This is a genomic window from Sporolactobacillus vineae DSM 21990 = SL153, assembly GCF_000377985.1.
Lineage (GTDB): Bacteria > Bacillota > Bacilli > Bacillales > Sporolactobacillaceae > Sporolactobacillus > Sporolactobacillus vineae.
Map to the genome: position 1 here is coordinate 25710 of NZ_KB899056.1, position 23889 is coordinate 49598.

General features: G+C 50.6%; 22 protein-coding genes and 9 tRNA genes. 26 read left to right on the plus strand and 5 right to left on the minus strand.

Going from position 1 to position 23889, the window contains the following annotated elements; all coding sequences use genetic code 11:
- Positions 1–136 precede the first annotated feature (136 nt).
- The 3 genes from D889_RS0112570 to D889_RS0112580 all read left to right on the plus strand — a co-directional run bounded on the left by D889_RS0112570 (position 137) and on the right by D889_RS0112580 (position 3935).
- Positions 137–2014, plus strand: a complete 1878-nt coding sequence (locus D889_RS0112570; protein WP_010632373.1) for a bifunctional homocysteine S-methyltransferase/methylenetetrahydrofolate reductase — start codon at positions 137–139, stop codon at positions 2012–2014.
- Between the two features lie 71 nt (positions 2015–2085).
- A complete protein-coding gene (locus D889_RS0112575) occupies positions 2086–2391 on the plus strand; it encodes a Dabb family protein (RefSeq protein WP_010632374.1) in 306 nt (101 codons plus the stop codon).
- 236 nt (positions 2392–2627) lie between these two features.
- Entirely contained in the window at positions 2628–3935 is a 1308-nt protein-coding gene (locus tag D889_RS0112580) for a dicarboxylate/amino acid:cation symporter (protein ID WP_010632375.1), read from the plus strand.
- Positions 3936–4027: 92 nt separating this feature from the next.
- Here D889_RS0112580 and D889_RS0112585 read toward each other — a convergent pair whose 3' ends face one another.
- Entirely contained in the window at positions 4028–5020 is a 993-nt protein-coding gene (locus D889_RS0112585; protein ID WP_010632376.1) for a LacI family DNA-binding transcriptional regulator, read from the minus strand.
- A gap of 249 nt (positions 5021–5269) precedes the next feature.
- Here D889_RS0112585 and D889_RS0112590 point away from each other — a divergent pair, with 249 nt between their 5' ends.
- The 3 genes from D889_RS0112590 (at position 5270) to D889_RS0112600 (ending at position 9511) form a co-directional block, all read left to right on the plus strand.
- A complete protein-coding gene (locus D889_RS0112590) occupies positions 5270–6649 on the plus strand; it encodes an SLC45 family MFS transporter (RefSeq protein WP_010632377.1) in 1380 nt (459 codons plus the stop codon).
- A gap of 33 nt (positions 6650–6682) precedes the next feature.
- Positions 6683–8359 carry a glycoside hydrolase family 13 protein gene (locus tag D889_RS0112595; protein ID WP_010632378.1) on the plus strand — a complete coding sequence of 559 codons (1677 nt, stop codon included), beginning with the start codon at positions 6683–6685 and terminating at the stop codon, positions 8357–8359.
- 261 nt (positions 8360–8620) lie between these two features.
- A complete protein-coding gene (locus tag D889_RS0112600; RefSeq protein ID WP_010632379.1) occupies positions 8621–9511 on the plus strand; it encodes a DUF1002 domain-containing protein in 891 nt (296 codons plus the stop codon).
- Between the two features lie 161 nt (positions 9512–9672).
- On the opposite strand, the gene D889_RS0112605 is transcribed toward D889_RS0112600, so the two are convergent.
- Entirely contained in the window at positions 9673–10830 is a 1158-nt protein-coding gene (locus D889_RS0112605) for an MGDG synthase family glycosyltransferase (protein WP_010632380.1), read from the minus strand.
- 132 nt (positions 10831–10962) lie between these two features.
- On the minus strand, positions 10963–11568 hold the full coding sequence (locus D889_RS0112610) for a DedA family protein (RefSeq protein WP_238537692.1): 606 nt from the start codon (positions 11566–11568) through the stop codon (positions 10963–10965).
- 217 nt (positions 11569–11785) lie between these two features.
- On the opposite strand from D889_RS0112610, the gene D889_RS0112615 reads away from it, so the two are divergent.
- The 3 genes from D889_RS0112615 to D889_RS0112625 all read left to right on the plus strand — a co-directional run bounded on the left by D889_RS0112615 (position 11786) and on the right by D889_RS0112625 (position 14201).
- Positions 11786–12547, plus strand: coding sequence for a DsbA family protein (locus D889_RS0112615; protein WP_238537693.1), 762 nt, complete (start codon positions 11786–11788; stop codon positions 12545–12547).
- A gap of 111 nt (positions 12548–12658) precedes the next feature.
- The gene (locus tag D889_RS0112620; RefSeq protein ID WP_010632383.1) at positions 12659–13672 is read left to right on the plus strand and encodes a peptidoglycan-binding protein; all 1014 of its coding nucleotides are present in this window, start codon (positions 12659–12661) and stop codon (positions 13670–13672) included.
- A gap of 247 nt (positions 13673–13919) precedes the next feature.
- A complete protein-coding gene (locus tag D889_RS0112625) occupies positions 13920–14201 on the plus strand; it encodes a late competence development ComFB family protein (RefSeq protein WP_010632384.1) in 282 nt (93 codons plus the stop codon).
- Between the two features lie 53 nt (positions 14202–14254).
- Here the strand turns inward: D889_RS0112625 and D889_RS0112630 are convergent, their stop codons facing one another.
- Both D889_RS0112630 and D889_RS0112635 read right to left on the minus strand, forming a co-directional pair.
- Entirely contained in the window at positions 14255–14494 is a 240-nt protein-coding gene (locus tag D889_RS0112630; RefSeq protein WP_010632385.1) for a ferredoxin family protein, read from the minus strand.
- A gap of 162 nt (positions 14495–14656) precedes the next feature.
- On the minus strand, positions 14657–15268 hold the full coding sequence (locus D889_RS0112635) for a rhomboid family intramembrane serine protease (protein ID WP_010632386.1): 612 nt from the start codon (positions 15266–15268) through the stop codon (positions 14657–14659).
- 163 nt (positions 15269–15431) lie between these two features.
- Between D889_RS0112635 and acpS the strand changes: the two genes are divergently transcribed.
- The 17 genes from acpS to D889_RS0112725 all read left to right on the plus strand — a co-directional run bounded on the left by acpS (position 15432) and on the right by D889_RS0112725 (position 23608).
- Positions 15432–15806, plus strand: coding sequence for a holo-ACP synthase (gene acpS / locus D889_RS0112640; protein ID WP_026039113.1), 375 nt, complete (start codon positions 15432–15434; stop codon positions 15804–15806).
- A 43-nt stretch (positions 15807–15849) separates the two neighbouring features.
- The gene (locus D889_RS0112645; protein WP_010632388.1) at positions 15850–17343 is read left to right on the plus strand and encodes a bifunctional ADP-dependent NAD(P)H-hydrate dehydratase/NAD(P)H-hydrate epimerase; all 1494 of its coding nucleotides are present in this window, start codon (positions 15850–15852) and stop codon (positions 17341–17343) included.
- A gap of 66 nt (positions 17344–17409) precedes the next feature.
- On the plus strand, positions 17410–18420 hold the full coding sequence (locus D889_RS0112650; RefSeq protein ID WP_010632389.1) for a LolA family protein: 1011 nt from the start codon (positions 17410–17412) through the stop codon (positions 18418–18420).
- Positions 18421–18621: 201 nt separating this feature from the next.
- Positions 18622–19806, plus strand: a complete 1185-nt coding sequence (gene alr / locus D889_RS0112655; protein WP_010632390.1) for an alanine racemase — start codon at positions 18622–18624, stop codon at positions 19804–19806.
- 161 nt (positions 19807–19967) lie between these two features.
- A complete protein-coding gene (locus D889_RS0112660; RefSeq protein ID WP_010632391.1) occupies positions 19968–20246 on the plus strand; it encodes a CopG family ribbon-helix-helix protein in 279 nt (92 codons plus the stop codon).
- 4 nt (positions 20247–20250) lie between these two features.
- Entirely contained in the window at positions 20251–20601 is a 351-nt protein-coding gene (locus D889_RS0112665; protein WP_010632392.1) for a type II toxin-antitoxin system PemK/MazF family toxin, read from the plus strand.
- 301 nt (positions 20602–20902) lie between these two features.
- Positions 20903–21691, plus strand: coding sequence for an RNA polymerase sigma factor SigB (sigB, locus tag D889_RS0112675; protein ID WP_010632393.1), 789 nt, complete (start codon positions 20903–20905; stop codon positions 21689–21691).
- A 277-nt stretch (positions 21692–21968) separates the two neighbouring features.
- Positions 21969–22472, plus strand: coding sequence for a SprT family protein (locus D889_RS0112680; RefSeq protein WP_010632394.1), 504 nt, complete (start codon positions 21969–21971; stop codon positions 22470–22472).
- A gap of 135 nt (positions 22473–22607) precedes the next feature.
- Positions 22608–22682, plus strand: a tRNA-Asn gene (locus D889_RS0112685).
- Between the two features lies 1 nt (position 22683).
- Positions 22684–22775, plus strand: a tRNA-Ser gene (locus D889_RS0112690).
- Positions 22776–22993: 218 nt separating this feature from the next.
- Positions 22994–23065 (plus strand) — tRNA-Lys (locus tag D889_RS0112695).
- Positions 23066–23072: 7 nt separating this feature from the next.
- A tRNA-Leu gene (locus D889_RS0112700) sits at positions 23073–23157 on the plus strand.
- Positions 23158–23178: 21 nt separating this feature from the next.
- Positions 23179–23264 (plus strand) — tRNA-Leu (locus tag D889_RS0112705).
- Between the two features lie 11 nt (positions 23265–23275).
- Positions 23276–23349 (plus strand) — tRNA-Arg (locus D889_RS0112710).
- Between the two features lie 8 nt (positions 23350–23357).
- Positions 23358–23431: transfer RNA gene (locus D889_RS0112715), tRNA-Pro, on the plus strand.
- Positions 23432–23443: 12 nt separating this feature from the next.
- A tRNA-Gly gene (locus D889_RS0112720) sits at positions 23444–23517 on the plus strand.
- A 14-nt stretch (positions 23518–23531) separates the two neighbouring features.
- A tRNA-Ile gene (locus D889_RS0112725) sits at positions 23532–23608 on the plus strand.
- The last annotated feature ends 281 nt before the right edge of the window (positions 23609–23889 follow it).

A 23889-nucleotide genomic window follows, 5' to 3' on the forward strand; every position in this document is an offset into this window, starting at 1 on the left:
CGCTGCAGGCGGCTCACTGTTCCCGCAGGAGTCCTGCGCCTTCTGCCCGAAACAACAGGGGAATAAGCTCTAAAGAGCCATATCACAGGCCTTTTTTAAGATTCAAGATAAATGTGGAAACCGGGAGTGGGGAAAGATGAAAGCACCTATAAAGATGAAAGTACCCATATTGGAGGAGCTTAAGAACAGAATTCTGATTGCAGACGGTGCGATGGGGACGCTGCTCTACTCGTATGGCATTGATCGATGTTTTGAAGAATTGAACCGGTCGCATCCGGAAGAAATTGTCCGTGTGCATCGGGCCTATATTGACGCCGGGGCGGATGTCATCCAGACAAATACGTATGGTGCCAACGCGATCAAACTGGCACGGTACGGGCTGGAGCATGAGGTGAGGCCGTTCAATAAAGAGGCGGTCGCCCTGGCGAAGCATGCAGCAGAACCGGGAACGTATATTTTAGGAACTATCGGGGGCATCCGCGGATTCCAGGAACCCTCACTTCAGCTTGATGAAATCAGGCAGAGCTTCAGGCAGCAGGCTGAGGTACTGCTTTCAGAGAATGTCGACGGACTGCTGCTGGAAACGTATTATGACCTTGATGAACTGAAAGAAGTACTGAAAATCGCCAGGAAAATGACATCGCTTCCGATCATCACCCATGTGTCGATGCAGGAACCCGGCGTGCTGATCAACGGGATGCCGCTGGCGGATGCCCTCAGTCAGCTTGAAGATCTGGGTGCGGATATTGTCGGAACGAATTGCCGTCTCGGCCCGTTTCATATGATCGAATCGTTGAAGGGCATCCCCCTTCCGAAGCACGCTTTTCTTTCCGCTTATCCGAACGGCAGTCTTCCGGACTATCGCGACGGCAAGCTCTACTACCAGACCGAACCGGGTTATTTCAAAAAATATGCGGCGGAATTTCGTAACGAAGGGATCCGGCTGCTTGGCGGTTGCTGCGGCACAACGCCAGTGCATATCCGGGCGTTCAAAGAAGGTATTTCCGAACTGGAACCGCTGACGGTCAAGAACGTCAACCGGTCGTCCGACAGAATTGTGATTGCGGATAACCATCCGGACACGCCGCTGTATGACAAAGCCAGGAGCGGCCGGTCGGTTTTTGTTGAATTTGATACGCCACGGAATCTGAGTACAGACAACTTCTTTAAAGGTGTGCGTGCACTTGAACATGCCGGTGCCGACGCGATCACGATGGCGGATAATTCACTGGCATCGCCGCGGATCAGCAATACGGCCATGGCTCGGCTGATTAAGGAAGAATTCACGATTCCCCCGCTTGTTCATCTGACCTGCCGCGACCGGAATCTGATCGGACTTCAGTCCCACCTGATGGGGCTGGATGTGCTGGGCCTTCATGACGTGCTGATTGTCACCGGCGACCCGACGAAAATCGGGGACTTCCCCGGAGCTACATCCGTTTACGACGTTTCATCCATGCAGCTGATCCATCTTGTGAAACAGTTCAACCGCGGTATTTCTTACTCGGGGCGCAGCCTCAGACGGCCGACGCATTTTCGCGTGGCTGCGGCCTTCAATCCGAACGTACGGAATCTGGACCGTGCCGTTCAGCGTTTAAAGAGAAAAATCGAGTGCGGTGCAGACTACTTCATCTCGCAGCCTGTGTTTGACCGTGAACGTATCGTTGCCATCAGTCAGGCACTCCGCGGTGTGACGACGCCGGTATATCTCGGAATTATGCCACTGACCTCATCCAGAAATGCTGAATTTCTTCATAACGAAGTACCGGGAATGTCGCTGCCTGATGATGTCCGCAGCAGGATGGCCGCCGCGAAGTCCAAAGAAGAAGCGCGCCGGACGAGTCTTCAGATCGCGAAAGAACTGATTGATACGGCCATGGAATATTTCCGGGGGATTTACCTCATTACACCGATGACGCATTATTCCATGACCGTTGAATTACTTCACTATATCAAGGAAAGGGAGCGTCGGCTGGCTTCCGGTACGGTGCAGGTGAGCCACCGCATCCGGTAAACGATCTGTTCGCCCGGCGATCGTGTTATGATGAAACTATAGACGGGTATATTCAGAAAAGAGGGGCTACATTGATTCAGCACATTGTATTATTTAAATTCAATGATCAGACAACGGAAGAACAGAAAGAGGAGGGCGCACGCAGACTGCGTCATTTGATCCATGAACTGCCCGGTATCCTGAACATTTACGCCGGGCAGAATTACTCGACAAGAGGCAAGGGCTACTCGATGGCGCTGACTGTTTTGTTCCGTTCCGAGGAAGACCATCAGAATTATACACCGTCAAAGGAACATCAGGCTGTGGTCAGCTATCTGAAACAGATCGGGCTGATTGATACGTTGGCAATTGACTTTAAAATCGGCTCTGAGCAGTAAACCAATCTGCACGCACAGGCACTTTCCCGCTGGTTTAGGTGGCGAAAGTGCTTTTTTTTTTGCTGATTTTAAATCGGACAGGGAAAATTCACGAATCAGCAAACACTTTGAAAAAATAATTAGTATGTCATAATAGGATAAATGTGATATTATAAATTCACAGAACGTTCACATTAACTCTGATGGTTTGTGATCAACGTGATGTAAGCGTTAACAGAAAAAGGAGATGTTTTTAGTTGCGGCTAGTTAAAAACCTGACCTTCCAGGTCGTCGTCGCCATCATTGCCGGTATTCTTGTCGGCGTACTGTGGCCGGGTGTCGGATCGCATCTTCAGGTTCTCGGAACAACTTTTATCAACGCGGTGAAGATGGTGATCGCGCCGATTATCTTTCTGACCATCGTTGTCGGTATTGCCAGAATGGGCAATATGAAGAAGGTCGGTAAAGTCGGCGGCAAGGCGCTGATTTATTTTGAAGTCGTGTCGACTGTTGCTCTGATCATCGGCTTACTCGTCGCTCACTTTTTTAAACCGGGGTCCGGCCTTGACCCGGCTAAAATGCCGAGCGGAAATATCTCTCAGTTTACTTCCGGGGCAGGGTCCCAGATGAACTGGGGCGAGTTCTTCTTCAACATTATCCCCAGTAATGTGGTTGACGCGTTTGCCCGCGGGGATATTCTGCAGGTACTCTTTTTCTCTGTCCTGTTCGGCGTAGGCCTGTCGGCTTTGGGTAAAAAGGGAGAACCGCTGGTACAGTTCTTTGATCAAGTGTCTCATGTCTTTTTCAAAATCATCGGTTACATCATGTATGCTGCGCCGATCGGGGCATTCGGCGCGATGGCTTACACCATCAGCAATTTCGGCCTTCAGACGATCACGCCGCTGATCAAACTGATGCTGTCGGTTTACACGACGATGGCCCTGTTCATCTTTGTTGTGCTGATGCTGATCTGCAAAGTTTCAGGATTCAGCTTATTCACCTATCTCAGATATATCAAAGATGAGATCCTGATCGTTTTCGGAACCAGTTCTTCGGAGGCCGCGCTGCCGCGAATGATGGACAAAATGGAACGGCTCGGCTGTGAAAAGTCCGTGGTCGGTCTGGTCATCCCGACCGGCTATTCATTCAACCTTGACGGCACTTCAATTTATCTCACGATGTCGGTAATTTTTCTGGCCCAGGTATTCAACGTTCCGCTGGGTTTCGGTCAGTTGGTTGCCATTCTGCTTATTCTGATGCTGACCTCAAAAGGTGCAGCCGCGGTGACCGGCGGCGGGTTCATTGTGCTCGCTTCGACGCTGACCGCCATGCATGTCATTCCGATTGCCGGACTTGGGCTGCTGCTCGGCGTCGACCGGTTTATGAGCGAAGCCCGGGCGATCACCAATCTGATTGGCAACGGGATTGCGACGATCGTAATTTCGAAAAGCGAGAAGGCATTCGACAAAGAGAAGGAGAAGCAGGCACTGGCTCAGATGCGCGGACGCGAATCAGTGAATTCGCTGGAAGGCGCTGTGTCGGTGGAACATCCTCACCTTTCCTGATGCATCAACTGCGTGATCCGTGAGAGGAGCAAAAAAGCCATTGTACCGGAGGGAGAGAGCCTCTCCGGCACAATGGCTTTTTACTGCGACACTTACTGCGGTGCAGTGACACTGCTGCCCGGCAGGATATCAAAGGACGTAAATGTGGATTTAATGCTGGTGTGATTAATAAGTATCTGGACACCCCGCCGCCCCATTTCATAAAAAGCCTGCCGGATCGCTGTAAGTTCAGGCCTTACGATATGACATAAGGAGGTGCCGTCAATGCCTAGAACCGATAATTGATCGGGGACCGTCATCCCTAAATCCAGAGCAGTATTCATGACGCCGATGGCAGCCAGATCACTTGCCCCGATGATTGCAGTAAGTTCTGTCGCCCTTCCCCAGCCTTTCATGGCGTTTACGCCGTCCTGATAGGTCCACCTGCCGGATTGAATCCACTCTTTTCGCCAATCTAAACCAGCTTTCTGAAAGGCGCGCTGATAGCCCCGGAGGCGTAAATCACCCACATAAGTTCCCAAGTTCAGACCTGCGAAGCCGATTTTAACATGACCCAGTTTCAGCAGATAATCCGCTGCCTGATAGCCGATATCAAAATCATTTGATGAAATAAACGGAAGATCCTTCTTGTCCAGGGCAGTGGCCAGAAAAATGAAGGGGATATGGCTGGAACGCAGGAGACGGGTATTCTCTTCCCCGGGGACGATGGCGAGTAATAAGATACCACGTACACCGCGTTCAATGACCGTCTTAATCGCCTGATGCTGCAAGGCCTGATCACTTTCTCCCGCATACACGATCATGACGCTCAGGCGGTTGGTTAAAGCGACGGAATGGATCCCCTGAATGATTTCCTCTGAAAAGTTTGTTTTGGTTTCAGAGACAATAACAGCCAGCACATTGCTTTTCTGCGTAACCAACTCCGCTGCTGCAGTATTCTTTTGATAGCCCATCTGAACCGCAATCCGACAAACCCGTTTCACGGTTTTTGAAGCATAATTATCGGTTTGACCCGTCAAAATACGTGAAACGGTAGATGGAGAAACTTTGGCCGTTTCCGCAATGTCTTTAATGGTCACGCGCATCGAAACTACCTCTTTTCATAGGGGCCGTACGGTTATGAGAATACGGATAGTTAAATAATAAGCCACACAAGTAAATTCAACAATATTAATTGACTGATTTGCAAACGTTTGTAATATTGATATAAAGGTATTGCAAACGTTTTCCAAAAGTGCTATATTTCTTCTTGTAAACGATTGCTACAAGGCATCACCCGGAACTTATTCTCAATGAATGCTTTGCTTTCATAGAACAAAAGGAGGTACCTGATCATGGATACGCACAACGGATCAAATTCTTTGCCGCGGCTGTCTTTGATGACGATATTTGCGATGACCTTTGGATTCTTCGGTGTCAATATGGCTTTTTCACTGCAATTCTCCCAGATGGGCCGGATCTTTCAGACGATCGGCGCAGACCCCACCAGGCTGGGTTATTTCTTTATTTTACCGCCGCTGGCCGGAATGATTGTTCAGCCTTTAGTCGGCAAATACTCAGATCTGACCTGGTCCAATAAACTAGGCCGGCGGATGCCTTATCTGCTGATCGGCGCACCCATTGCCGCGCTGGTCATGATCCTTTTGCCGAATTCCGGATCATTCGGGTTTGGCTATGCTTCATTTGCTGCACTGCTGTTTGGTGCGGTTGCCATTCTGTTTATGGATCTGTCAAGTAATGTTTGCATGCAGCCGTTCAAAATGATCATCGGGGACATGGTGAATGAAAAACAGAAAGATCTTGCCTGGTCATGGCAACAATCCTTTAGTAACTTAGGCGGCGTGATTGCCACGATCATCCCCTTTGTCCTGACGGTATTTGGCGTTGCCAATACAGCGCCGCGCGGTGAAGTTCCGTTATCAGTCCGGCTGGCGTTTTATGTTGGTGCCGGTGTGCTGTTACTGACCTCACTTTATACGATTATTTCGGTGAAAGAGTATGATCCGAAGACCTATGCTCTTTATCATCACATGAAAGCCGATGAGCATAAAGACAGTCCTTCGCTCTGGCATCTGGTTAGGAAAGCACCAAGGGCATTCTGGGAAGTATCCCTCGTTCAGTTATTTGACTGGTTTGCTTTCCAGTATCTCTGGACTTACGCGACGGGCGCTATTGCCCAGAATGTATGGGGGACGGCAGATCCGGCATCTGCCGGCTATCAGGCAGCCGGAAACTGGTATGGCATCCTTACCTGTGTTTCATCATTGGCTGCAGTAGCATGGGGCTTCTTAGTCCTTTCCCATACAAGTCAGTTCAAACGGAAATTCTGGCTGCGTGTCGGCCTGCTCAGTGGTGCGCTCGGCTTTATCTGGGTCTTTTTCACCCACAATCAATACCTTCTGATTCTACCGTTCTGTCTGATCGGGATCAGCTACCTGACCATGCAGACAGAGGCGTTCTCCATCTTCACGTCTTCATTAAACGGCAAAAATGAAGGCGCCTACATGGGCCTGTTCAACTGCGGGATTTGCCTGCCGCAAATCATTGCTTCGGTAGCGAGCTTTGCACTCTTTCCGCTGATCGGAAAATCAATGTCGGGAATGATCCTGATTGCCGGTATTGCCATGCTGCTGGGAGCCGCAGCAGTGGCTGCCATTCATGAAGACAAGCCGCAGCGCAACACAGTCCTGAAGAAAAAATATGCAGATGCTTAAAGACATCTAATCAGCTAAAAGGAGAGATTTGTCATGGAGAAACAAAATTGGTGGCAGAGGGCGGTTGTCTATCAAGTCTACCCTCGCAGTTTTCAAGATAGTAATGGTGACGGTATCGGCGACCTTGGCGGCGTGATCAAGCGGCTGCCGTACATTAAAAAACTGGGCGCAGATGTGATCTGGCTGAATCCGATTTACAAGTCTCCGGACAAAGATAATGGTTATGACATTAGTGATTATCGTGATATTCAACCCAAATTTGGTGATATGCAGACTTTCGACACGCTGCTTGCTAAAGCACATGAATTAGGGATAAAAATTCTGATGGATCTGGTTGTCAATCATACTTCTGATCAGCATGAGTGGTTTAAAGAGAGCAGAAAATCGAAGGATAATCCGTACCGGGATTTTTACATTTGGCGTGACGGCAAGAAGGGTAGAGAACCGAATAACTGGGGTTCTTATTTTGGCGGTTCAACCTGGAAATATGATGAAGAAACCGGGCAGTATTATCTTCACCTCTTTGCTGAAGGCCAGCCTGATCTGAACTGGGAAAACCCCCGCATGCGTGAACAAGTCTGGGAACTGATGCGCTTCTGGCTGGATAAGGGTGTCGATGGTTTCCGGATGGATGTCATCAACTTTATCTCGAAGCCGGAGGGCTTGCCGGATGCACCGAACCCTGAACATGCGCGGTACGGCAATGTCGAACCGCTGGTGGCGGATGGTGCGAAACTGAACGACTATTTAAAAGAAATGAATGACAAGGTCCTTTCCCATTACGACGTCATGAGTGTCGGGGAGATGCCGAGTTCCAGACCTGAAGATGCGGTGCAGTACACCGGGCTTGACGCCGGAGAGTTAAACATGGTCTTCCAGTTTGATCATGTGTCACTGGCGGCTAATCCTGATCCGCGTCTTGGGAAATGGAATGATCAGCCCGTGAAGCTGACCGACCTTAAAGCTGCCTTATCTCGCTGGCAATATGCATTGGACGGCAAGGGCTGGAACAGTTTATACTGGAACAATCATGACCAGGCGCGGGCCGTCTCACGGTTCGGTAATGACAGCCCGGAATACCGGGTGCGCTCCGCCAAGATGCTGGGCACGACGCTTCATATGATGCAGGGTACGCCTTACATTTATGAAGGCGAAGAGCTGGGTATGACGAATACCCATTTCACGGATTTGTCCCAGTATGAGGACATTGAGTCGCTCGCCGCGTATCATCAGCTGGTTGACCAGGAACACCTGGTGGACCATGATACCATGATGCGTTATCTTGCTACTAAGTCACGGGATAATGCCCGCACACCGATGCAGTGGGATCGTTCACAAAATGCCGGTTTCACGGATGGCGAGCCCTGGATGTCCGTAAACGCGAATTATCAGACGATCAATGCTCAGGATGAACTTAAAGATACGGACTCCGTTTTCTATTACTATCAAAAATTAATTCAGCTGCGTCATCACAGTGATTTGATTGTCTATGGTGATTATCTCGAGCTTGACCCGGACGATAATGAAGTATTCGCCTATAAGCGCCGGTATCATGGGAAAACGTTGCTCGTGATCAGCAATTTTACCGATCGCAAGCTGACCCGTGACTATGGACAGGACCAGGCACAAGAACAACTCATCAGCAATTATAATGACGATCTGGGAGTTACTCTCCGGCCATATGAGTCTAAGGTTTATGTGTTCAAATGATTCCCGGTAAGCACTGCACAGCAAATGAGATGTCATATCAGCCGTCTGCACGATATACCCATCGTGCAGACGCTTTTTTTTTTTCGCGCAGTCCGACGTCCTTTGAGCTGTCGTCACGTGAATGGTAAAATGAATGCACTCTCGCAATGAGCCTGTTTCAAGACGTGCAATTAATCCGGGTTAACGGCGAATAGAATAGGGTATCTAGAATAATACCTTCATCAGCATGTTTGCAAGGGATCAACCGGAGGGAAAAGGGTTATGAAAAAAATTCTCATGTTGGCATTAACCGCATTCATGGCAATCAGTATCTTTGGGCCGGTACGGGCGCTCGCAGACAGTGCGCCGGGCGACGTCATTGTGACGCTTGGCGCAAATCTGACGGCGGATCAGCGGCAGGCAATGCTGAACGAAATGGGTGTCAGCGGCAGTCAGGTACAGACTGTGACCGTGACCAACAGTGAAGAGCACAAGTATCTCGACAAGTACCTGTCCCCGTCTCAGATTGGAACCCGCGCGATCAGTTCATCGAAAATCACGCTGGGCAAGCAGGGTTCAGGATTGACTGCGAGCACGCATAATATTACCTATGTGACAAAGGACATGTACATCAATGCACTGGCAACAGCCGGAGTGAAAGACGCCGATGTCTATGTGACGGCACCGTTTCCGGTCTCCGGAACGGCTGCGCTGACCGGAATCATCAAAGCATACGAAGCAAAAACGGGCACGACCATTCCGGAAGCGAAGAAACAGGTAGCCAATGAAGAAGTGGTGACGACGGCAGAACTCGGCAACCAGAAGGGTGTCGGCAAGGACAAGGCGACGCAGCTGGTGACGACCATCAAAGACAACCTGGCAAAGAATACGCCTCAGTCCCGTGCCGATGTTGAAAAAGTCGTCCGGAATTCGGCGCAGCAGGTCGGTGTTCAGCTCAGTGATGCCGACATTCAGAAACTGGTCGACCTGTTTGATAAAATGCGGACGCTGAACATTAACTGGAATCAGGTCGGCAGCCAGATGCAGCAGGTTAAGGATAAGCTCACGCAACTGACGAATTCGACGCAGGCCGGAGGTTTTCTGAACCAGGTGTTTACCGCCATCGGTGATTTCTTCTCTTCGATTTTCCATGCGATCGCTTCGCTTTTCTGAATACAGTACTGAAATTAAAGAAGCAGCAGCCGGCTCATTTCCGGCTGCTGCTTCTTGCCTGCATCTTCCCTCCAGGCATTGACGGGGAAAAACTGATTTTTTATAGAACTTTCTTCATATATTTATTAGTCCTGTCCGGATTTTTCGGTACATTGTGCAAATCAGGCAAATTCGATACGGCGCGCGGAGGACAGAAATGATTCTGCGGCACGCAGCACGTGATCCGCCGAATAGCCCTGGCGGGAACTGAACCGCTTCATATTTTGGCGCATGACATCAAGTCCTGCGGGATGGCTGATCAGATCCGTGATATCGTTGATCAGTTCCTGCTTGCCTGGTGCGGCAATCGACAGTCCTGAGGACAGCAGAAATTGCGCATTATCCGCTTCCTGGCCGCCCAGCGGTTTATAAATGATCATCGGAAGCTCCGAAACGATCGCTTCAGAAATTGTCAGTCCCCCCGGCTTAGTGACCAGGAGATCGGCAACAGCCATCCATTCGCTGATGTTGTCGATAAAGCCCTCGACCTGCACTGTATGGTGCGATGTACGGCTGAAATTTTTGAAGTCTTCATAGGCCTTCTGGTTATGCCCGCAGATCGTCACAATCCGGAAATTGCTTTTTAACCGATCGACGTTTTTCAGCACAGGCAGCATATTTTTAAAAATACCGCAGCCGCCGCCCATGATCAGCAGAACTTTCTGGTCAGAAGGAATATTGAGCTTTTTCCTTAACACAGTAATGTTCCGCCTTCCGGAAAAATCCGAAAGAATCGGAATCCCCGTGGTAATGATCTTTTCGGGTTCCACATTCATCGCAATCATCTTCTCCCGGACGGCGTTCGAGGAGACCAGATAACCGTCGGTGCGGCGGTTGACCCAGCTGCTGTGCACCGAATAGTCTGTGATCAGTGTCAGAAATGGAGAAGAAGGAAGCCAGCCGCCCTGCTTGATCCGTGACATCATGACGGACGCCATCGGGAAAGTACTGATGATCAGATCCGGCTGTTCTTTCAGCAGGAAGCTGACCAGCCGGTTGGTACCGAAGTGGTTGATCGATTTGAAAAGCGATGCCGCGGCACTGCTGTTCTGCGTTTTCTTATATAAATAATGGTAAAGCGACGGGAAATGAGTCACACCGGAGATGAATGTGTGCTTTTCCAGTGATTCCAGTTTCGACGGAACAAGCGACGTGACATCCAGCACTCGTGTGGCGAATTTCGAGGGATGTCTGTCAAAGGCCTCAGAGAGCGCAAGAGCAGCCTGTTTATGTCCGCTGCCGTATGATCCGGTCAATATCAGCACTCTGGCAATACCCATCATAATCCTCCTCACACTTGCTTCACAAACATACCTTGCAGTTACTGACATTAAGTCTACTCAACTTATTAACTATTCGTCAAGACAATTCACAAGTTGACGTACCGATATCAAATCATTTTTTGCCTGATATTATCGGCCAGCCTTGCGCAGGCGAATGACCGTGATCGTGATAAACCCGATCAGTAAGAGGAGCCCGATCAGAATCACGTGAACCGGACTGAAAGCCAGAAAGCGGCGTGCCTGGCTTCCGGCAAAAAATCCAAGCAAAATGAACAGTGTCGCCCAGATCAATGCACCGGTCAGCGAAGCGATGAAAAAGATCAGGTAGCTTGCCCGGCTGAGTCCGGCCAGGTAGGGGTTGATCTGACGGACGCCGGGAATAAAATAGCCCGCGGCAATCGCCAGAAATGCATGGCGCTGGAAATACGCCCCGGCTTTTTCCCAGCGGGCGGGCGTTATCCTGATCAGCCTTCCGTATTTCATCATAAACGGTTTTCCTATATAATAGCCAATGAGAAAAGCTGTGACCATGCCGGATACAGAGCCGAGGACAGCCATCGCAATGCAGCCGGCGACGCTGAGTGTCGGGCCGCTGGCAGGCGCCTGTGACAGAGTGACACCGACGAAGATCATAAAAGATTCTTCGGCAGCAGGGATACCGATCAGTCCGCAATACATGAAAGCAAAGACAAATGGATAGCCATAGGTAAAAAATAAACTTTGTATCTGTTCCATAAGCATGTTCTTAAATTAGGACGCCTTTCTTTCCACAGCCGGGAAGGATTATATTTCGGCAGCAACGGGCATGATCCTGATGGGCAGGTCCGGCCCGAAAGTAAGTTCTTTTAATATATTATAACAAGTTTTGTGATTGACTCCTGCCTGCAGGATAGACATTCCCTGCCATTTTTAACGGGTCGGAACGAATCTTATGGATATTCCAAGTGAAGAGGTGTGCCCATTGACCAGGCGAAAGCATCCTGAAGAACCGGAAACAAAGTCGGAGGAATTAAAGCGGGACCGGGGCAGAATGGTGGTCTTCAGTTCCATTATCATTGTCCTGTTAATCGCTGCCATTGCCGTGATGGTTTACAGAGATCAACAGAGAAATGCCGTAAAGCCGGTAAACCGGCAGGCAACCCACCGAACCGCACAGACCGATACGACGAAAATCAATTATGCCATTCAGCCGATACTCGGGAGCACGAACGCACCAGTGAAAATCGCCGAATTTGCCGATTACCGCTGCCCGTACTGCAAGACTTTTGAGGAGACAGTGGTTCCGCGGCTTCAGCAAGATTACATAAACACGAATAAGGCAAGTTTTTCATTTATTAATTACACCATTCTCGGGCCGGAGTCATTGCTCGCTGCCGAGGCTTCGGAAGAGGTCTACCACCAAAACCCGAAAGGATTCTGGGCTTTTCACAAGGCTCTGTACCAGGAACAGGGCAGCGAGAGCAAGCCCTGGGTCACGGAGAAACTGCTGACGGATACCGCCCGGAAGACGGTTCCATCGCTGGATGTGAAGGCCTTCCAGAATGCGCTGACGACACAGTCCCATAAGCAGGCAATCGCCGCAGACAACGAGCTTGGTGAGGATCTGGGCGTGCCGGGAACGCCCGCCATATTTGTGAACGGAAAATATATCAAAAACGGTCAGGACTATAAGGTTCTTAAAAAAGCAATCGATCAGGCGCTGAAGAATCCTTAAATTCTTAAACGTTCCGCTATTGAACGGCGCGTCCTGTCATCTGAATGTAACGTATGAATCCATTTTCCCTCTCATAAACGTTAAAAGACTACGCGACAGGGGGAGATGCCCATGTATTACGGGAGCGCGATTGCCAAAAGTGCGGCGATTGCTGCAACATTCAGCTCGTCGTTCCTTTTTATGCCGCATGATGCCGCGGCGCAGCTGATCCAAAGCGACCGCATTCTGACGAACGGCATGAACAGTGAAGAGGTTCTGACACTTCAAAGGGTGTTAAAGGCCAATAAGTTATATCAGCCATTCCGGCCGACCGGACATTTTGGAAATGCGACAGAAGGCGCGGTCAGGCAATTCCAGAAGTTAAGCGGGATAACCATTGACGGGGTTGTCGGCCAGGAAACCAAAAAGGCACTCCTGGCTTCCGTACACCGGAACATGGCGCAGATGCAGTATGGTTCGACCGGTGAGGATGTCCGCTATCTTCAGAAATATTTGGACCGATTCGGTTATTATAAAGGCGCCCGGGATGGCATTTTCGGCCGGATGACCCGGCATGCGGTCCTTTGGCTGCAGCAGGATACAAAGATTGAGAGGGACGGCATTGTCGGTCCGGAGACATGGGGAAGCATTGAAAAGCTCAGTCAGCAGCTGGCGGACGGGAAGCACGTCAAACCGACCGGTGCGCCGCCGGGAAGGTCTGCCGCTGCTGCCGGGCGCGGCGTCAGATTGCTGACGAAACATACTGAACGGGTATCCGCTCCGGCTCCGTCCGTTCAGCAGCAGCATTCTGTGTCCGCAAAACGGCAGGCAAGGCAGACGGTAAAGCATGCGTCGGTCAAAGAATTCTACGTCAGCAGTACCGCCTATACCGCAAACTGCTCAGGGTGTTCCGGGACGACAGCTACAGGGATCAATCTTCTGCAGCATCCGAATGCCAGGGTTGTCGCCGTCGATCCGTCGGTCATCCCGCTCGGTACAAAGCTCTATGTGGAGGGCTACGGTCAGGCCGTTGCCGGGGATACGGGCGGGGCGATCAAGGGGCTTAAGATCGACGTATTCCTGAACAATAATCAGCAGGCGCTGCAGTGGGGCCGTCGAACTGTAAAAGTCAGGGTTCTGGAATAAGGCCATGTCCCGCAGGAGTCTCGTACCTTCCGCGCCAATCAACGGTAGTCTATGCGGGAAAACACGGAAAAATTTTAATGTTACCGGTGTCTGATTTTAAAATCAGGCACCTTCTTTTTTTATTGGAAAACGGAGGAGCTTTTTGACAGGGACAGACAGCGCGGGCAAAAGTTGAGCAGACGTCACTTCTGTGCTACGATTCAGTGGTAAAGATCACATCATTTAGGATCAGAGGGAGCCAGCCCCAATGAAAATACATAATGTTATGGAAGAAGCAGTGGCAGATCTGCTCGACAGACAATGGGAGAATCTCACTGTATCCTGTCATTGCGACGAATGCAAGACGGACGTGATGGCGCTGAGCCTCAACCGGCTCAAACCTCATTATGTCCGCCAGCAGAAGGGCAGTGCACTGGCAAAGGCCGATCTCCTGACCGGTCAGGCCAGAGCGACGATCCTGACGGCAATCGTTGAGAGTGCAAAAGTGGTTTCCGCTTACCCGCACCATCATGATCGCCGGGAAAAATAAAATAAAGCCCGGCGCATTCTGTGCGCCGGGCCTGACGACCTCATCCAGTCACTTCACCTGTTCTTGAAAAAGTCCCTGTTGATCTGAATGTACTGCTGCTGATCTTCCGGAACTTCATCCTCCGGATAGATGGCTTCAACCGGGCAGACGGCTTCGCATGCGCCGCAGTCGATGCAGACATCCGGATCGATATACATCTGCTTTTCGCCCTCCACAATGCAGTCGACCGGGCAGGTCTCAATGCATTCTCCAGCTTTTTCGCCTTCACAGGCATGCGTAATAACAAATGCCATACGATGATCTCCTTCCGCAATAATCGCTTGCAATAAAAATGTTCGAATTGTTGTCACTTAAAACGGTGTTTCCCGGACAATCTGTCGGATCCATTTTCATTCACTTATTATGAACAACTCCGGTAGGAAATTCAATCCCCGAGGATCCCGGTCCGGCCTGGATCAGCGCTGAAATTTTTTCCCGGAGAAGAGCAGGGGACCAAGCGCCAGGCCGGAGAGAAGACCTGTCAGATGGCCGACGATATCGATCCCTGTACCAATAAATGAAAAGACAAGCGCCAGCGCCAGCGTCACGATAAGAATCGTCTGATCCTGGCTGGTCACCCAGGCGCGCCGGAACACGATCAGGAAGAGGTAAATGCCGAATAGACCGAATACCGCCGCACTGGCACCATAATGACTGAAACCAGCCGGCTGCAGGAAGAGTTCGGCGATATTGGCAATGATGCCGGTTCCGAGAAAGGCCAGCAGATAGCGCCCTTTTCCAAGCATGGCTTCCAGTGCCGGTGCGAAAATAAGAATGGAAAAAGCATTAAAGAGAAAGTGCTGGAACGTGACATGGAGAAAAATCGGGGTGGCGAGCTGCCACAGGGCACCGTTCCAGATTGCCTGGTTCGAGCCGACCAGGAATTGAAATGCGTTCAGAGCCAGAAAAGGCGCCACTTTCCCGGCGATAAAGAAAAACAGGAAAATCAACGTATCAATAGCCAGAATAGCTGAGGTAACCGGGTAATGTCTGAGAAACTGCCTGAATGATTCCGTCCGGATAAACACAGTATGTCCTCCTCAAAAGCATGACCTTCTTTTAAGTATAGGTTAAAATAGGGTATAGCGGAAGTTTGAGTACGAACGGGAACCCGCGCTTCATGGCGGGAACACGGTGACGATCAGGGGCATTGATGCGTCCGGACCGCCAGTTGGTGACGGAGGAAAACAGATGATCAAAGGTGTTGGGATCGATATCGCAGAACTGAAAAGAATCCGGTCGCATATCGATGATACGGCTTTTGTCAGGCGTGTGCTGACTCCTGAGGAACGCGACTGCTTCTATTCGCTGGATGATAAGCGAAAAGCGGAATTTCTTGCCGGCCGTTTCTCCGCGAAAGAGGCCTATGCAAAAGCGAGAGGTACCGGAATCGGTCAGGAGGTATCATTTCAGGATCTGTCGGTGCTGAATGATCCGTCCGGACGGCCTTATGCCAGCGCCCCCCTTTTCCGGCGGGAGAAAATACACCTTTCGATCACCCATACGGACCAGATGGTAGCCACGGTGTGTGTCATCGAAGGCTTGTCCGGGCCTTCTGCATATTAGACGGACTTGCCTCATATAGTTTATTACGCTGGGAGGGACTATTGTGCATGTCGTGTCACGTGAAGAGATGCAGGCTGTCGACAGATACACGATTCAGCAGATCGGCCTTGCAGGGCCGCTGCTGATGGAAAATGCCGGACGGGCAGTCTTCAATGAATTAATGCCGCATCTGAAAAATGGCGAGAAAATCGTTGTGGTTATTGGAAAAGGAAACAACGGCGGAGATGGTTTTGCAGTTTCCCGGCTGCTGCTTGACAGCACGGCCGATCTGTCTGTCTGGCTGCTTCCGGAAGAAACAAAAATCAAGGGCGACGCTGCTGTCCATCGAGACGCCTTTCTGAATGCCGGGGGGTCAATCCGGAAGATTCCGGAGAACAAGGAAGCATTCAACCGGGTCGTGTCCGAGTCGGATCTGATTATCGACGCGCTGCTTGGCACAGGTGTTCATGGTGCCCCCTATCCGGAATATCTTGAGGTGATCAGGCAGATTAACGATTCGGCAGCCAGAGTTATTTCTGTGGATCTGCCCAGCGGTGTACCGGCAGACGGGGGGGCGTTCACTCATCCGGCGGTGTCCGCCGACCGGACGCTGACCCTTCAGTGCCCGAAGCTCGCTCAGTTTCTTCAGCCGGCCGCCCGCTTTTTCGGATCGGTTTGCGTCCTGCCGATTGGTATTCCGGAAGTGTCGGTCGCCCATGCAGGAATCAGAAGGTCGGTGCGGACAGAAGCGGAAGTACGGCAGACGCTGCCCCGCCGCGACCCGTTTTCCCATAAAGGTTCTCATGGCCGGGGACTGATCATCGCCGGTTCCGGACAGATGTCCGGCGCGGCTTTCTTTTCCGCAAAGGCGGCGCTGCGTTCCGGGATCGGATTGCTGAAACTGAGCGTCCCGGAAACCGTTCGGCCGGTGATCGCCGCCCAGCTTCCGGAAGTTATGTATATGCCGAGAAGTGCACTGGATCTGTCCGGACTGTCCGGCATTGCGATCGGGCCGGGTCTGGGCCGAGAGGAAGAAGAAGGGATTCTGGTCCGGCAGGTGCTTGAGGCGGACCGTTGTCCGTGCGTGATCGATGCGGATGGGCTTTATCACCTCAGCCAGATGAAGGAATTGCTGCTGCACCGGAAAAACCCGGTTGTCCTGACGCCGCATCCCGGAGAAATGGCGATGCTGACAGGTCGGACGGTGCCGGAAATTGAAGCTGACCGTTTCCATGTCTCGGAACAATTTGCCGGGAAATTCGGAGTCTATCTGGTTCTGAAGGGGAAGTATACGGTGATTACCGCTCCGGACGGGCGGCAGATTGTCAATCCGACGGGAAATGCCGCTCTGGCAAAAGGCGGATCAGGAGATGTCCTGACAGGCATCGTATTAGCATTTCTGCTTCAGCATCAGGATCCTTTGGATGCGGTTAGCAATGCGGTTTATCTTCACGGCGCCCTGGCGGATGATCTGGTTCGTACCGATCACTCACAACTGGATGTCCTGGCTTCGGATCTGATTGACCGGATCCCCGTCCTGCTGCACCGTCTCAGCTGAAACACGACGTGCACATAAGCATTTCCCTCCTTTGTCGCCGATATGAGACAAGGGGGCTGGAACGAAATGAACAAGAAGGTTGTCCTGCTGGTGCTTGCGATGGCGATCGCCGCCGCACTGCTGCTGACCGGCTGCGGTGCGAAAACCGGGAAAGAGGTCGCCAAGGATCTCAGCAATAAGGTTGAGAAACTGAACAGCTACCGGACCGATGCGACAATGACTTTTCAGCATAACGGAAAATCACAGACTTATCAGGCCAATATCACTTTTAAGAAACCTTACTATTACAGGGTCGCGCTGACGGACAGTAAGAACAAGAATAAACAGATGATCCTGCGTAATGCCGATGGCGTTTTCGTCCTGACGCCTGAACTGAATAAAAGCTATCAGTTTGAGAGCCAGTGGCCCAATAACCGGAGCCAGGCGTATCTCTACCATTCCTTGAATAAAGATATCCAGAATGATCCGGATCCGAGCTTCAGCGCGAAAAATAATAAATATGTTTTTGATACGAAAACGAGTTACAACACGACGCAGCTGGCAAACCAGAGCATCACGCTGAACAAAGATCTGACGCCGGATCAGGTCCAGGTTAAGGACAAGGATCAGAATGTGATCGTGACGGTCAAATTCAGTCATTTCCAGGTCAACCCGCCGCTGGATAATAAATCGTTTGATGTGAAACAGAATATGGCGGCGGCGCGGATCAAAGGATCGCTTGCCGCGTCGGCTGAAAACGCCACGTTCACCGTTAACTATCCGACGGCGAAGATCGCCGGAACCAAACTGGCTGCGGTAAAACCCGAGGTTACGAATACAGGGGAGAAATATGTGCTTCAATACAGCGGGAAAAAGCCATTCACGCTGATTGAGACGAAAAGCGTGCCATCGCTTTCCATCGTTTCGACACTGGCGACAGGCGATCCTGCCAACCTGGGATTCGCTATCGGTGCTTCCGGAGACCGGACCCTTTCCTGGTCTGGCGGCGGTACGGATTATTATCTGGCTTCTGATAAACTGACCCAGGATGAGATGGTGGCCGTCGCCCAGTCGGTCATTGGGAAAATAACAAAATAATCTTCTGTTCCATGCGCTCCGTCCGATACTGGTACGGAGCTTATTTGTCTGGCGGCCGATACACCGGCCGCCTTTCGTTTTATCCCGAATAGTGATTAAATAGAAAAAGAAATTCGTGCCGCAGCCGCCGGAATGCGTCGGATCCGCGGGTGTCCGGCCGAAAATCGATTAATCAACAAATAAAAGGTCGGGAAATGACTAATGGGAACATCTTTTTATAGAGATACCTGGGCGGATATTGATCTGGATGCGGTGGCGTGGAATGTGTCTGAAATGAAGAAACGAATACCGGAAGAAACGGCACTTCTGGCCGTCGTAAAGGCCAACGCGTATGGCCACGGCGCGCTGCAGGTCGCCCGAACGGCGCTGGCACATGGAGCGGAATGGCTGGCTGTTGCGATCTTTGATGAGGCACTTGCACTTCGGAAGCAGGGTATCGAGGTACCGATTCTTGTCCTGTCTCCGATCCCTCCGGAGGACGCCGGCCTGGCTGCCAGATATCACATCTCGCTGACGGCATTTCAGAAAGCGTGGATCCAGGCAGCTGGCCGGTCGTATCAGGGCAGGGAACCGATCGCCCTGCATCTGGCCTGTGATACCGGAATGGGCCGGATCGGCATCCGCAGTAAGGAAGAGGCAGAGGATTTTATTAATGCCGTGAAAAAAGATCCGCGCTTCATCATCGAGGGCCTGTTCACCCATTTTGCGACAGCCGATCAGGATGACGAAGCTTATTTCAATGAACAGTATCAGCGGTTTGAAACGATGATCGACTGGGTTCATGATCTGGGCGTTCATCCGTCTGTGATTCATTGCGGGAACAGTGCCGCGACGTTGAAATATCCTGCGGAAAAACGGCATCTTTTTAATATGGTCCGTTACGGCGTTGCCATGTACGGGATGGCCCCTTCTCCGGAGATGGCTGCCAAGCTCCCGTTCCCGCTGAAACGGGTCCTGTCGCTGCACAGCCGGCTGGCCAATGTCAAAAGAGTCAGTGCCGGCGCATCGATCGGCTACGGGGCTGCCTATCACGCGGAGCAGGATGAATGGATCGGCACGGTGCCGATCGGCTATGCCGACGGCTGGCTGCGCGCCCTGTCCGGATCCGATGTGCTGATCGGCGGCGAACGGTGCCGGATCGTCGGCCGGATCTGCATGGACCAGTTTATGTGCCGGCTGCCTAGTGAATTACCCCTGGGTACCGAAGTGACACTGATCGGCAGAGACGGGGACGACGCGATCACCGCCGACGATCTGGCTGCAAAACTGAATACCATCAATTACGAAGTGACCTGCATGATTCATCCGCGTGTGCCCCGGGTATTCTGGAAAGACGGCCGGAAGACCGGTTATGTCAACCCGGTTTTGGACGGACAGAAAGAATAGCTCTTTTTCGTTCATTTTTCAACAAAAACGGCACATTTTTGCCTGAGGAATAAAATTCCACGCTTTTTGGCGAAAATAGCTTTGAAAAACAACGTTGAAAATGATAGGATATTTTTTAGATAAAAAAGGATTATTCTGATAATAGTGATGGGGGTACAAGCATGCCGGAGTCGAATCTTAAAGAAATCATGCTGAGTCTGCCGCAACATTTGCTGAGTGAAATTGATGGAATGGCAAGCCGTGACAAAATGAACCGTACTGAATTTCTCCATCGCGCAATCAGAGTGTATCTGCGTGAACGTAACAAGGGCAGCGTCCGTGAGATTATGAGACGAGGATATATGGAAATGGCCAAAATTAATCTCAATATTGCTTCTGAAGCTTTCCTGGCTGAAGAGGAGGCAGAGGTTACTCTCGAACGCTCCGTCAGCGGGGTGTGAGGCCGTGATCGTTAAACGCGGCGATGTTTATTTTGCGGACCTTTCACCTGTTGTCGGTTCGGAACAGGGGGGTGTCCGCCCCGTTCTGATTATTCAGAATGATATCGGCAATCGCTTCAGCCCGACCGTTATCGTGGCAGCCATTACAGCACAAATCCAGAAAGCAAAATTGCCGACTCATGTCGAAATTGATGCGAGACGCTATGGATTTGACCGTGATTCCGTTATTTTAATGGAACAGATCCGGACGATTGATAAGCAGCGTCTGACAGACAAGATCACTCATCTGGATGAACAGATGATGAACCGGGTCAATAAGGCGATCCAGATCAGTCTCGGCTTGATTAACTTCTAGTTGACTGTATCTTCCTGTCGATAATAATTTGAAAAGCAATCCGCCGGATGGGGCGGATTTTTTCGTGCATAAAAATTCGATTAAATTCAAAAAGGCCCCGGTTTTGTAAAAAAATTAATCTTTTTCAGATTTTTCAATAAAAAATTTGCCAAGACAGCGTTCTCATGGAATAATAGACTCAGGCAGTAAATTTGCTGAAAAATGTTGAAAGAGGAAGATAAGTTTCCGGATGCATGCTGCATATTCAAGTCCCGGCTGAACGGCAATTGAACAATTCTTAATTGAGGTGAGGTGGAACATTGTGCTGACAAAGTCTCTGCCGCAACAAAACGAGATTCATCAATTGATCATTGCTTACCAGAAGTGCCCTGACGACGAAAGCCTGCAAAACCGCCTGATCAGTCAATATAAAAATCTGATCGGTTCCCTGTCCGGCAAATATTCCGATCACCGCGAAACCAGAGAAGACCTTTACCAGGTGGGGATGGTGGGACTGATTTCTGCGCTGAAAAGGTACAACCCTTCCTTTGGACGCAGCTTCGAATCGTTCGCCGTACCGACCATTGTCGGCGAAATAAAACGCTATATCCGTGACAAGACCTGGAGCGTTCATGTGCCGCGGCGAATCAAAGAGCTCAGTCCACGCGTGCGTAAAATTTCCGAGGAGCTGACAGGCAGCCTGCAGCGTTTCCCGGATATCCGCGAGATTGCCGACGAGCTCGGCGAAAGTGAAAAAGAAATTCTTGAAACGATGGAAATGACACACAGCTACCGCGCTCTGTCTGTTGATTCAGAATTTGAAAACAATCCGGGCAAAGGGACGACCACTTTACTTGATCTGGTAGGCCGCCCGGACCAGGGCTACGAACGTGTGCACAAGAAGATGATGCTGGAAACCGCTTTTCAGATTCTGTCGAAGCAGGAGAAAGAAGTCTTGCTGTTTACGTATTATGACAATCTGAGCCAGAAAGAGGCCGGGGAGCGCCTTGGCATTTCCCAGATGCACGCCTCACGGATTCAGCGCCGCGCACTGGACAAGCTTCGCCGTTTTCTGGACTCTGATGGGGTCATGATGCCTTATGCCCGGTAACGGTGAGATTCCCGACCGAATGCTTCAGAACAGCCGCCTGTGCAGGCTGTTTTTCTTTTGACGTGGACCGGCTATATTGGCTTCAGCCGTTGATTTTCCACAGCAACTCTCTCCAACGAACAAAACCGTTATGAACGTCCCCATGCCTTTTTTCACCATTCATTAGCCAGAGAAAATTTGCTATGATAGAAGTCAGCATTTAACGAGCAGGAGATTCCGACGGTCCATTTAAGTTAAGGTTAGAGGGATTGCCGGTGAGGCAGGTGACAATTAGTTTATGAACGATGAAGAACTGCAAACTTTGGTTGAAAAAGTATCCATCGACAGTTTTCGTCTTCCCTTCGTCCACAAAGCGCTGTTCAACGACCGGTTGCGGACGACCGGCGGGCGCTATTTACTGCGCAGCCATAATCTTGAATTCAACAGGCGCCAGCTGCAGTATTTTGGACGCACAGCCTTTGTTAAGATTGTCAAACATGAGCTTTGCCACTATCATCTGCACCTGGCCGGACGGGGCTACCGGCACCGCGATCCGGATTTTAAAACGCTTCTTCGCCGGGTCGGCGGGACGAGGTTCTGCGGGCTGATTCCCGGGACAGAAAATCAGGCCGCCTTCTGTTATATCTATCAATGCCTGCAGTGCGGCAACACTTTTGAAAGAAAAAGACGCATGAATTTAAAACGGTATGTATGCGCTCTGTGTGGCGGGAAGCTTCGTCTCGTGACCAATAATCGGAATCTGGCAAAAAATAGCGAATGTGAAAAAAATGAAAAGGGTTGACGCATCATTTGTTTTTGTGTTAAATTATTAAGGTCGTCGAAAGGACGAAAGGTTGTTGATTCTCTTTTTGGTCGTTGACAATTGGAGAGCAACCGTGTAAAATATTCTTCGACTTTGTTGTGGAAAGTCATTTATTCCACAGTAGCTCAGCGGCAGAGCAATCGGCTGTTAACCGATTGGTCGCAGGTTCGAACCCTGCCTGTGGAGCCATGGAGAAGTACCCAAGCTGGCTGAAGGGGCTCCCCTGCTAAGGGAGTAGACGGTGTGAATCGTGCGAGGGTTCGAATCCCTCCTTCTCCGCCATTTTATTTGTGGCCCGTTTGTTCGAATGGTCGGGATCCTGCCTGCACGGCAGTCCGCGGGTTCAAGTCCCGCACAGGCCGCTTTGATTGCATTTTTTGACATGCGGATACAATAGATGTGTGCAAATGCGTTTATGCAGCTTTGGCTGATCAAAAATAATGATTCTTTTCTATCTTATAGAGAAATCGTTGACTTGGAATTGGCCGGGTGATCCACATGAGCCGCTAGCTCAGGGGTAGAGCATCTGACTTTTAATCAGAGGGTCGAGGGTTCAAATCCCTCGCGGCTCATTTTTCAGCGGGTGTGGCGGAATTGGCAGACGCGCTAGATTTAGGATCTAGTGTTTTGCGACGTGGGGGTTCGAGTCCCTTCACCCGCACCATCTTCATTAATTTAATATTATGCGGTAGTGGCGGAATGGCAGACGCGCTAGCTTGAGGGGCTAGTGGAGGCAACTTCGTGGAGGTTCGAGTCCTCTCTACCGCACCATTTATTTTTTTGCGCCATTAGCTCAATTGGATAGAGCGTCTGACTACGGATCAGAAGGTTGGGGATTCGACTTCCTCATGGCGCATGGCTTTTCGGGAAGTGGCTCAGCTTGGTAGAGCATCTGGTTTGGGACCAGAGGGTCGCAGGTTCAAATCCTGTCTTCCCGATCATTTTCCCCTGCGGGTGTAGTTTAGTGGTAAAACAAGAGCCTTCCAAGCTCTGGTCGTGGGTTCGATTCCCATCACCCGCTCCACTTTATTTGTAAATGGGCCTGTAGCTCAGCTGGTTAGAGCGCACGCCTGATAAGCGTGAGGTCGGTGGTTCAAGTCCACTCAGGCCCACCATTTATTTTAAAAATATGGATATTGTTCCTTGAAAACTGGATAAAAGCCAAGCGTGATTGGAAGGGTAAACCCCTTTTAGTCAATTCAATTTTGCTGAGGATCGAATGAACGAAAATGTAAGAAACGGAAGCTGAGGCTTTCGCAGGGATCGTTCAAGGGCGAGGACAAAAAGGGCCGAGGAGTTCGAGGAAGCGAAGGCGCGAGTACCGGAGCGTATTGCGATACGTGAGGAATGAAGCGACAAGCTGACCAAGAAATCCGACAGCCATTTTTCCCGGAGC